Origin of the sequence: Paraburkholderia sediminicola, assembly GCF_046030555.1 — a bacterium.
Classification (GTDB): Bacteria; Pseudomonadota; Gammaproteobacteria; order Burkholderiales; family Burkholderiaceae; genus Paraburkholderia; species Paraburkholderia sediminicola_E.
Genome location: NZ_JAQQCH010000021.1, coordinates 111,325 through 121,741, shown reverse-complemented (window position 1 = coordinate 121,741; position 10,417 = coordinate 111,325). Strand labels below are relative to the sequence as shown.

Sequence of the window (10,417 nt, the reverse complement as noted above, 5' to 3'; positions counted from 1 at the left end):
TGCATTTTGTTGATAATTTATATTATGTCAAATCAAACATACGCCTCGGCGTCTACTACTGGCTTTGGGACGCTCCCGGAGCTATTGACTGACGCAAGCAATCTCCACCATTAGCGCCATCTCGCCCCCGAGGTCATGAGCTGTTTCCAGATGACGGGTGATGCCGACTACAACCTGCGGGTCGTGGTCAGGGATCTTGATGCGTACCACCTCTTTTTAACCCGCATGCTGACTCGCATTCCGGGTGTCGAACACATCAAATCGAACTTTACGTTGAAAACCATGTTGATGCGTTCGGCCCCGCCTCTTTTACCCGTTCCTTCACATGTGCGGCAAGCGCTGGAGGCTAAGTTGAAGAAACGCGCCGCGATAAGCAACACTACTGCCCTCTCGCAGGACTGTTGCTGGACGACAGCGTTGCAGCGCGAAGTAGTGTCGAATCAAGCACGACTTTGATCGCCGCGCGCAGAGCGCTATCAAGGATAGGCAGTCATGTCAGGCTGGTTTTGGGACCATAGAGACTCTCCCGAGATTCGGATGGGGCCATGCCCTCCGGCCGACAGCCAACCGATCTTTGCCCGTACCAAGCGGATCAGCCAGACGATCGAAGCGGCTGTGCGCGTCAGCGAAGAGGCTTTAGTGCGGTAAGGTAAGCGGTGCGCTCGGCCATGACCATTCGGCGACCTTCAACTTGCGGGCGGAGGATCTGTTCGAAGAATAGTCGTTCGTCCACTGTGAACTGTGTCGCGAGAATGTCGCCGAGCCGCGGAGCCCAAGGGTGCGGGGAGCTGCCAAGCAACACGTCCCACGAGGTGACCGCGGCCGGGCGTACATCAATGTGGAACTCCATATGAATATCCGCGAATCCCGCATCTAAAGCGAAGCGGACGAGATCGCGTTCGCCGTAGTTGGCAATCGGACTCGCAGAAATTTTTTCCTCAGTATCGGGAAACTGAGCGGATTTCCAGCGATGCAGCAGGTGGAAGAAGTTGTCCCCGGCTTTCTCGGGCAGACCTTCGACGATTTTCCGCAGCGAGCTTGCCTCGATTGCATCGTCGCGCATGATCGGTTCAGCGATCGATAGCCGGCCACCCGGTCTGAGAATCCGATGAAATTCTCGCAGGGCAGCCATCTTGTCAGGGACATAGGCGAGAACGGCCCGAGTCGCTACGGCATCGACAGCGCTATCCTCAATGCCATCGAGTGATTCGGCGGAGCATTGGATGAAGACGCACTGATCCTGGATGTTCCGCTGAACTGCGAGTGCTTCAGTGTGACGAAGCAGAGGCGCCGAGATATCCGTGAAAAGCACGTGCAGCGACAAGCCTATGCGGTCGATCGCGCTTAAACCGATCAGCCCATCGCCGGCACCGATGTCGGCGAACGTCATGCCAGGGGTAAGCCTCGCGCCGTCCAGAACGCGGTCTACATGGTGTTTGAGTTCGCCATGGAGGGCTCGTTCGTGCCCTGGATCATCTCCGTGCCGAATATGTAACAGCCAATCGGACCACACATCGGATTGGGGCTGGGAGTCGGAACTATTCATGTCGAAGGACGAATGTCGATTGGATAGCGAGGTGTGTCGAATGACCAAAGACTCGAACCTCATCCCGGATCAGCCGACCAGCAGTTGAGCTCCATCGCAGTCGGTGCATGAATGTAAGGGACGTTACCTTATGAGAACCTGAGGGACCTGTTATCAAAACGGGAAACCGCGCCGGAATGTCTGGCGTCGGACTGTGGATAGACAAAGAGGTCCGCGCTATGAGAGGCTTCGCATCACGTCGATTCGACGGCGGGGCGATCCGCGCCCGGTGACGTTGACCGTATAGCCCGACCTCCGCTGAAAGTGGGTTGGGAAGTCGTCGCTCCAGCGCGGCGATCCTTCAAGAAAACGAGAGCTAGAACGTGAGTGAATGGGAAGCCGGCAGCATTGATGGTATTGCGTACACGTATGGCTATTGCGACGAACTGGATCCGCTGCGCCTCAGACTTCCGTTGCTGCAGTCGGGATTCGCCCCTCCTGCCCTGCGCACCGCCTGCGAACTGGGATTCGGCCACGGCGTCAGCGTGAATATCCACGCAGCCGGGTCAGCTACAAGATGGTTTGGCACTGACTTCAACCCGTCTCATGCGAGCTTTGCACGGCAACTGACACAGTGCGCCGGATCGCAGGCAAGCTTGTTCGCTGAAAGCTTCGCGGAATTCTGTAGGCGCGACGATTTGCCCAAGTTTGATTTCATCGGCATGCACGGTATCTGGAGCTGGATTTCCGCCGAAAACCGTGTGCTCATCGCCGACTTCATACGACGCAAACTCAATGACGGCGGCGTCGTGTATATGAGCTACAACACCCAGCCTGGGTGGGCCGCGATGTTGCCGGTGCGCGAATTGATGCACTGTCATTTCCAGGCGAGCGCGCGGCTGAATGCGCACGGCGATGTGCCCACCGAAGCGCAAGTCCAGACGCATATTGCAGCGGCACTAGACTTCGTCAAGACGGTGGTTGCGACGCACCCCGGCTACGCAGTGGTCAACCCGCAGCTGGCTGAACGTGTCGACGCATTGTGCAAGGAGAACACGCCCTACCTCGCACATGAATATTTCAATCGTGACTGGCAGCCCATGACTTTCTCGCAGGTCACGTCATCGCTTGCCGCGAGCGGTTTGACTTATGGTTGCTCTGCAGACTATCGCGACCACGTTGACGAGATCAATCTCAACCCGCCCCAACGCGCCTTGCTGGCGGGTATTCCAGATACCGCTTTGCGTGAGAGCGTACGGGATTTTTGCATCAACCGGTCGATGCGACGGGATTACTGGGTCAAAGGGAGCCAGACGCTCAGTGAAGCGGCGCAGCAGACGGCGCTGCGCGCGCATCGCGTCATGCTGGCGCTGCCGAGAGCATCGGTCTTGCTGAAGGTGCGCGGCGCGCTGGGAGAAGCGACGCTACCGGAAGGCTCATATGGTCCGATTCTCGACGCGCTTGCCAGCCATCACCCTGCACGCCTCTCCGATATCGAAAACAGCGTCCGCGGACGTGGAATTACACTCCCCCTCATCGTCAAGGCCGTGACATTGTTAGTGGGGGCCGGCGTGTTGCTGAATGTACAGGAAGAGGCGCACGTCGAGCTCGCTCGTCCGTCATCGAACAGACTGAACGCCGCTATTTGCGAGCAGGCGCTCCAGCATGGGGACATACAATTCCTGGTCAGTCCGGTGTCCGGATCGGGCGTTTTGATTCCCCGTGTGCCGCAGCTATTCCTGTTGGCGAGGCGACGTCATTTAAGGGAACCCACACAGTGGGCCGAATTCGCCGAAGCTGCTTTGCACGCGAACCCCACGCCGGCTCACGCCACGAAAGGAGTTTCCGTTAGCCCGCTGAACACCCCCGACGATCTGATTGCGAAAGCGAATCGCTTTGCTGAAATACATCTACCGATATTGGAAGCGCTGGGAATCGCTTGAGGAAGAGATACGGTCGGCAAGCGGCTGGCGCTACCTCCATGACCGTGTCCGCTCAGCTCGAGATCGCACAGTCCCCCTCCCCGCCTGTCATCCTCTTGGGTAGCTTGTTTTGATGCGGCCGGCCATAACCTGCTAAAGCATCAGGCTGCGCAGCGTCTGAGGCGATTTGAGAGCCACCCAAGTGATGCGATGTGATGCGCGTGGCGCGCTTTAACGGCCTCCCACGAGAACGACGTAGCGCCTGACATGCAAGTTGAAGTTTTACTCTGGTGCGCGAAAATTTGTCGGGGATGCGCTTCAAAACGCGAACTCCTGCGCATGAACGCGCGTGCTGCGCGAGCCGTTTGCGAAGGGCTGCAGCCTTCGCCTGCGAGCAGTTTGCTTGCGTCGCTCAACTGCGCTGCGACCTCACGAGCGGCCGACGCTCGCGTGCACGAACGTCGGCCGGATCTTACTGCTTGTGCCTCAGAACTTGTGCGCCATGCCAATGCGCAGCGCGGTCTGATTGGACGTGCTGGTACCGGTGTGCCGGCCCGCGCTGCTGGAGGCTCGCGTGCCGGCCGATTCGACGTCGCTGAAGCGACTGCCAATCATCCATACAGCAAGCGCCACTTCAGTGTTCGACGAGCGCGAGCACCCGGCAAGGGCTTCCCGAGCCGCCAACGATCTTCAGTGGCGGCGTAATCAGCATCGCGCCTGTCGCGGGCAAGCGGTCCAGGTTGACGAGGCTCGCGAGTCCGAATTTGTTGTTGCCGTGCATCGTCGAATGACATGGAAACGGCTTCGAGAACGCGTAAGCCTGGCCCGCGTCCGTGCCGACGCCCTCTGCGCCCCAGCCGAGCACGTCGCGCTCCCGCGCCAGAAACTCGGGCAGATCGGGATGAGGCCCGGGCGTATGACTGCCGTCCTCGCGAGCATTCAGGAACGCGTCGGGATCGGTACGCCGCGACCAGTCGGTTCGCATCAATACCCACGAACCTGCCGGAATGCGGCCGTGCTCCGCTTCCCACGCCTCGACGTCTGCAATGGTCAGCAGATAGTCGCTGTCGTCCTTGACCCGCGCCGACACATCGATCACGCAGGCCGGCGCGATAAAGTTGCCGACCGGAATCGCATCGGTCGTATTGTCGGGGAAGTCCTTGCCGGTGACCCAGTGAACCGGTGCATCGAAGTGCGTACCCGTATGTTCACCGCAGGAAAAATTGTTCCAGTACCAGCCGGGGCCGCGTTCGTCGTAGCGCGAAATCTCCTCCATGCGGAACGGCGCGCTTTGCCCGTACTGCGGCGGCAGCGAGATGATCGGCGTGCGGTGATGGAGGCTCTGGCTCAGATCGATCACCTGGATCGTGCCCTTTCCGAGCGCATGGGCGAGTTGGTTCAGCAGAGTCGGCATGTCGGGGTCCTTGTACGGTCGAATTAAGGTCGGGTTGAGGCCGGGTTAAGGTCGGGTTAAGGTCGGGTTAAGGTCGGGTTATGGTCGAATGTCAGTTCGATACGGCCGGTGCGGATCGCGATCAATGCGTCCGCAACCGGTTGTGCAAGCTGTCAATGCGTGGCGGCGCTCAAGGTGGCGGACGCAAGGTTCGCGCTTTCCTGGCCCGTGCGCGGATTCGATTCACCCTCGCTGCGCCGCAGCTCATCGAGAAGCGTGTCGAGACGCGCACCCTCTTCGTCCGCCAATGCCGCTTCGCATAGCACCTTAAGACAAGCAGCAGGCGCGGCGGTCCGGGCGACGAGCGGCAACACCGCTTCGATCTTCCTGTAGTTGCGCATACCCCGGGCATGCGTATCACCGTAGCCCTTCACGAGACGCTGACTGCGCGCAATTTCAAGCGCCAGCGGGTAATCGTCGGCCGCATAGCGAAGCGTGCGTGCCAGCCATGCGTCGATTTCCGCGTGCTCGCGCTGGTAGCGCAACGAACGGCGCCGCATGCCACGCAGCGATGCCACGCCGTACAGCATCAGAAAACCGCGCAACGACGTGGTCCGCACAATGCGTCCGCGCGAGGTCATGCACTCGACCATCGAACGCAGTACACCCGGCTTCAGCAACCAGCGGCCCAATGCGGCAGGCAGCGTGTCGGCGATTTCCTCAAGGCGGGGGTGGAGAAATTCGTTGATGTGCAACAGTTGTTCCGACGTGGCCTTGACCTCGTCTCGCACTCGGGCGAAACGGCTGGCGCGGATTTTCAGTTCGGCGACTCGAACCGTGTCTTCATATGACATCCAGAGCGCGAGATGCCGCGCCGCTTCGGCCAGCAGCAATTCGTCGCCTCGTACTGCATAGACGGCGGCATCGTCCACCGCGCGCAGTGGCTTCAACCGATCGAGATAGGCGTGTGCGTAACTCACGTCCTGATAGTCCGCGAGGCGGCGCACCGCGCGGTGCAGAATGTCCGCGACTTCGGCGGGAAATTCGCTTTGCACGCGCCGATCGAGCGCGACAATCTCCGGATGGTTCGTCGCGCCGATATCGAATGGCTGACTCCGCCGTGACGGAATGGCATCGCCCGGCCCCTTGGCCTTGGGTTGATCCGTATCGCCATTCGACCTCACAGCCGTTTCGAATCCCGCGGCAAAAGCCTTGAGACTGCTTTGCACGCCGACACCCGCCCGTTTGATCGCGGCTTCGAACTGCTCGCGAGAAAAAGGCAACGCGTTGGCGCCCGCCAGCGCGCCGAACAAAGCCGCACTGATAACGCTCCCGTTGTGCTCGGCGATCCGCGCGAAATCGGCATGCACGAAATGCTTCGCCGCTTTCTCCGCCTGCGCGACAAATGGACGGGGATCGACGCGGCCGTCGCTCATCGACGTCTTCTCCGTCATCGAATACACCCGGTGAGTGGAGGCGATCAGCGTGGTCCGGTCAGGTGTGACTAGTCCGCGCTGGATCGCGCGCCCCATCTCCATCAACTCGGATGCCAGCACAATGTCGACGTCACCCGGCGTCGGCACCAGCGAGAGGATCGGCTCATGCGCGCGGTCGTGAACATCGACTGCACGAGGATGAAATTCGACGTAGTAGATCGTCGCGCCGGTGCGCTGCGCGACGCCGGGCACCGACGTAGTCTGCGCCGGATAGCCTTCATGTTCGGCCAGATCGACAATCCAGTCGGCGAGCACCCCGCCGCCCTCGCCGCCCATCGCCAGAATCGCAATACCGATTGGACGCTCAGACATAGCGGATCTCCCGCGCGGCCACGCGCTTTTGCAGCCAGCCGATCACGGCGCCTGCCACGCGCGTCGATAACCTGTCCCAGCGGCCAGGGTTCGTAATGACTTCCGCGCGATAGAACGACGGGCACAGCACCGCCGCATGCGAAACCTCGCCACACAAGCCACAGCCCACGCAACTGTTCAGCACGGCGGCCACCGGTTCGCGCCGCAGCGGATCGGGGTTGTCGGCCACCGTCAGCGATGGACAACCCGACAGGCGAATACACGAGTGGTCACCCGTACAGGTGTCGGCATCCACGCCGAATCGCTCGCGCACGACCCGTTTGCCTTCGCTTGCCAGCTTCTTCATCAGCGGCTTGACGCGGCGCTGCCGGTTCAGCATGCATTCGGATTGCGCGATGATGACCTTCGGTCCCGTCTCTGGCGTGGTGAGTGCATCACGCAACGTGTCGCGCATCTGCGTGACGTTGTAGGTATGGGTGATCGTCTTGACCCACTTCACGCCGACGCCGCGCACCGCTGTTTCGATCGGATTGTTGGTCGCGCGAATCGCATTGGACGCACGCGACGACAGAATGTCCTGCCCCCCCGTCGCGGCAGAATAGCCGTTATCGACGATCACCAGCACGTTATTGTTCTTGTTGAACACCGCATTGCCAACGCCGCTCGTCAGCCCGTTATGCCAGAAGCCGCCGTCGCCCATCATGCTGATCGTGCGGCGCTGCGTTTCGCGGGTATTGAACGCGGCGGAACCGGCCCAGCCGAGTCCGTAGCCCATGGTCGTCGCGCCGAGATTGAACGGCGGCAGGATCGAGAACAGATGGCAGCCAATGTCGCAGCTGACATGGTGCGGCCCGAGTTCGCGCTCCACCAGTTTCATCGCAGTGAAGATCGGGCGCTCCGGACAACCGGTGCAGAACGATGGGGGTCTTGGGTGCAATTCAGGCAACTCAGGCATCGGGGCAGGCATCGGCTCGGCGACCGGCGCAAGGGCCTGCGGCACCAAAGCGTCGTTCGACACATCCGCAACGGTGGCGACGCGGACCGGCACGGACACCGGCCGCTGCGGCGCGATCGCCGCGAGCACGCCCTCGGACAGCCCCGCCCGACCGTTCCAGTCCGGCCAATAGCGTTCGAAGAACTTCAACAGTCCCTTCATCACCACCACGGGCGTATATTCGCCGGCGCGCGGCAGCATGTCCTTGCCGTGCAGCCGCGCCTCGATATCGGCCTGTCTGAGGATCAGGCTGACGGACTGCTCGACGAACTCCGGTTGACCCTCCTCGATCATCAGCACCGCACGTTTGTTCTCGCAGAAGCCGCGCACTTCATCGTCGACCAGGGGGTATGCGACATTCATCACATAGAGCGGCACATCGGTATTGCCGTGAATGTCCGCAAGACCGAGCAATTGAAGCGCGCGCATCAGCGTGTTGTACATGCCGCCTTGCGTGACGATGCCGATATCGCCTTGCTCACTGCCGAAGAATTCATTCAGTTTTTCACGTTTGATGAAGTCGATCGCGGCCGGCCAGCGGCGCTGAATCTTTTCCTCTTCGTGAAGAAAACTCGCGGGCGGCAGAACGATCCGGCTGACATCGCGCACCGGCTTCTCGATCGCATCCTTGAGCGTGAACGCGGGCCGGACATTCTCCTTCGCGATGAAGCGCCCATGCACATGACACGCGCGGATCCGCATCTGCAGCATGACCGGCGTATTGCTCGCTTCGGATAGTTCGAAACTTTTCTCGACGGCATGGACGATCGAAGGCAGATTCGGGCGCGGGTCGAGCAGCCAGATCTGCGACTTCATGGCGAAGGCGTGCGAGCGTTCCTGCATGATGCTGGAACCCTCACCGTAGTCCTCGCCGACAATGATCAGCGCGCCACCCGTCACGCCGCCCGAGGCGAGATTGGCGAGCGCGTCGGAGGCTACGTTGGTACCCACAGTCGCCTTGAAGGTCACCGCGCCGCGTAGCGGATAGTTGACGGAAGCCGCCAGCGTCGCCGCAGCGGTCGCCTCGCTCGCGCTGCTCTCGAAGTGCACGCCGAGCTCTTCGAGAATATCGTTTGCGTCGGCAAGCACGTCCATCAGATGCGAAATCGGCGCACCCTGATAGCCCGCCACGTACGACACGCCCGATTGCAGCAATGCCTTGGTGACGCCCAGAATCCCCTCTCCGCGAAACTCCTCGCCTGCCGGCGTGCGCAGCTTTTCTACTTCAGCCTTAAACGATCTTTCAGCCATATCAATGCTTTCCTGTGCGATGAGCGTATCGGGCGCGGCACACATGCAGGCCTGCTGCGAGCCGCCGCCCCGTTCATGTTGGGTCGTTCGGTACGGCTCAGTCCGTATCGAGCAATTTGTGCGGGTTCAGAATGTTGTAGGGGTCGAGCGCGGCCTTGATGGCGCGCATCGCGCCGACATGCTCGGGCTTGCGCGTATGGCCGAGTACGTCACGCTTTTTTAGTCCGATCCCGTGCTCGGCGGATACCGAACCGTTGTATTCGCGTGTGAGGTCGTAGACGAGCGTTTCGATTTCCCGCGCCGTTTCCTTCGATATATCCGGACGATGCACGACCACGTGCAGATTGCCGTCGCCGAGGTGACCGTAGACCAGCGCGACGCAGTCCGGCCAGCGTGTTTTCAGCGCCGCCTCGCAACGCTGCGCGACCTCGCCGATCTGTGCGATCGAAAAACTGATATCGAACGCCACCATGCCGGGAATCAGCTTGGGGTACTCGCCCGGTGCGTCGCGGATCGCCCAGAACGCCAGCGCGTCGCGCTCGTTCGACGCAATCGCGGCATCGGTCACGGTGCCGTCTTCGAGCAGATGCGCGAGCACGTTCTCGAAGTCCTCAGCGTGCCGTGTCGCGTCGCCTCCCGTGCTTTCGAGCAGCACGTAGAACGCGTGACGCTGCACCAATGGCGCGCGCAACGCGGGCAACCTCTCGAGCACGAAATCGTAGTAGCCTGGCCACATCACTTCGAAGGCCGATACGCCGGCCGGCAGTTCCGCCTGGGCCACCGTCAGCAACCGCGTCACGGCCGCGTAGTCGGCGAGCCCACACCACGCCGTTGCCACCGAACGCGGGCGGGGCCGCAAGCGCAGCACTGCCCGGGTCATCACGGCAAGGGTCCCTTCGCTGCCGATCAGCAGATTTTTGGTGTCGTAACCGCTGTTGTTCTTGATCATCGGCTGCAACTCGCCGATCACGGCGCCGTCGGCACACACGGCTTCGACGGCGAGCACCTGGTCGCGCATCATGCCGTAGCGGATCACGCGGTTGCCACCCGCGTTCGTCGCCAGATTGCCGCCGATCGTGCAACTGCCTCGCGCGCCGAGATCCAGCGGGAAGAACCATCCGGCCGCCAGCGCAGCCTCCTGGACGGTTTGCAGTGCCGTGCCGGTCTGAACCGTCATCGTGCCCGACACGGTATCGAGCGACTCGATCGCGTTCATGCGTTCGAGACTCAGCGCCACTTCCCCGCCGCACAGACAGGCGCCGCCCGCCAGCCCGGTCAGGCCGCCCTGCGTGACGACGGGCTGCCTGTGCCGATGACATATCTCCATCGCGCGCGCTACTTCGGCGGTACCGCGAGGACGGATCAGCGCACGCGGCAACGCGCTCGGCACACCGCTCCAGTCAGCGAAACTGCGGCTGCCGAATGTGTCCGGCAGCGTCACGACATCGGCGCCAAGCTGCGCGATCAATTCGCTAATGACGTCGGCTGGCGATGCCGCGTCTTCATGGGTGGGCTGGGTCATGA

8 protein-coding genes are annotated in these 10,417 nt (G+C 61.4%); 2 read left to right on the top strand and 6 right to left on the bottom strand.

Translation table 11 applies throughout. From position 1 onward, the window contains the following. The first annotated feature begins 135 nt into the window (after positions 1-135). Complete coding sequence (locus PQQ52_RS26350) at positions 136-456, top strand: Lrp/AsnC ligand binding domain-containing protein (protein ID WP_408217856.1); 321 nt, start codon at positions 136-138, stop codon at positions 454-456. A 166-nt stretch (positions 457-622) separates the two neighbouring features. Here PQQ52_RS26350 and PQQ52_RS26345 read toward each other — a convergent pair whose 3' ends face one another. Next, positions 623-1,546 carry a class I SAM-dependent methyltransferase gene (locus tag PQQ52_RS26345; RefSeq protein WP_408217853.1) on the bottom strand — a complete coding sequence of 308 codons (924 nt, stop codon included), beginning with the start codon at positions 1,544-1,546 and terminating at the stop codon, positions 623-625. 362 nt (positions 1,547-1,908) lie between these two features. Between PQQ52_RS26345 and PQQ52_RS26340 the strand changes: the two genes are divergently transcribed. Continuing rightward, entirely contained in the window at positions 1,909-3,468 is a 1,560-nt protein-coding gene (locus PQQ52_RS26340; RefSeq protein WP_408217850.1) for a class I SAM-dependent methyltransferase, read from the top strand. A 465-nt stretch (positions 3,469-3,933) separates the two neighbouring features. On the opposite strand, the gene PQQ52_RS26335 is transcribed toward PQQ52_RS26340, so the two are convergent. The 5 genes from PQQ52_RS26335 to PQQ52_RS26315 form a co-directional block, all read right to left on the bottom strand. Continuing rightward, the gene (locus tag PQQ52_RS26335) at positions 3,934-4,080 is read right to left on the bottom strand and encodes a hypothetical protein (protein WP_408217847.1); all 147 of its coding nucleotides are present in this window, start codon (positions 4,078-4,080) and stop codon (positions 3,934-3,936) included. A 1-nt stretch (position 4,081) separates the two neighbouring features. Further along, positions 4,082-4,861 (bottom strand): cyclase family protein, encoded by a 780-nt coding sequence (locus tag PQQ52_RS26330; RefSeq protein ID WP_408217844.1) that lies wholly within the window; start codon positions 4,859-4,861, stop codon positions 4,082-4,084. A 152-nt stretch (positions 4,862-5,013) separates the two neighbouring features. Then, positions 5,014-6,648 carry an indolepyruvate oxidoreductase subunit beta family protein gene (locus tag PQQ52_RS26325; RefSeq protein WP_408217841.1) on the bottom strand — a complete coding sequence of 545 codons (1,635 nt, stop codon included), beginning with the start codon at positions 6,646-6,648 and terminating at the stop codon, positions 5,014-5,016. Beyond that, a complete protein-coding gene (locus PQQ52_RS26320) occupies positions 6,641-8,893 on the bottom strand; it encodes a thiamine pyrophosphate-dependent enzyme (RefSeq protein ID WP_408217838.1) in 2,253 nt (750 codons plus the stop codon). The genes PQQ52_RS26325 and PQQ52_RS26320 overlap by 8 nt, the downstream gene beginning before the upstream one ends. A gap of 97 nt (positions 8,894-8,990) precedes the next feature. Further along, positions 8,991-10,415: an FAD-binding oxidoreductase gene (locus PQQ52_RS26315; protein ID WP_408217835.1), complete on the bottom strand. Its 1,425-nt coding sequence runs from the start codon at positions 10,413-10,415 to the stop codon at positions 8,991-8,993. Positions 10,416-10,417: the final 2 nt, after the last annotated feature.

Excerpts from the sequence above, each read along its gene's own strand:
- PQQ52_RS26315 (WP_408217835.1), bottom strand. The coding sequence starts at position 10,415 with ATGACCCAGCCCACCCATGAAGACGCGGCATCGCCAGCCGACGTCATT.
- PQQ52_RS26350 (WP_408217856.1), top strand. The coding sequence starts at position 136 with ATGAGCTGTTTCCAGATGACGGGTGATGCCGACTACAACCTGCGGGTC.
- PQQ52_RS26330 (WP_408217844.1), bottom strand. The coding sequence starts at position 4,861 with ATGCCGACTCTGCTGAACCAACTCGCCCATGCGCTCGGAAAGGGCACG.
- PQQ52_RS26345 (WP_408217853.1), bottom strand. The coding sequence starts at position 1,546 with ATGAATAGTTCCGACTCCCAGCCCCAATCCGATGTGTGGTCCGATTGG.
- PQQ52_RS26320 (WP_408217838.1), bottom strand. The coding sequence starts at position 8,893 with ATGGCTGAAAGATCGTTTAAGGCTGAAGTAGAAAAGCTGCGCACGCCG.
- PQQ52_RS26325 (WP_408217841.1), bottom strand. The coding sequence starts at position 6,648 with ATGTCTGAGCGTCCAATCGGTATTGCGATTCTGGCGATGGGCGGCGAG.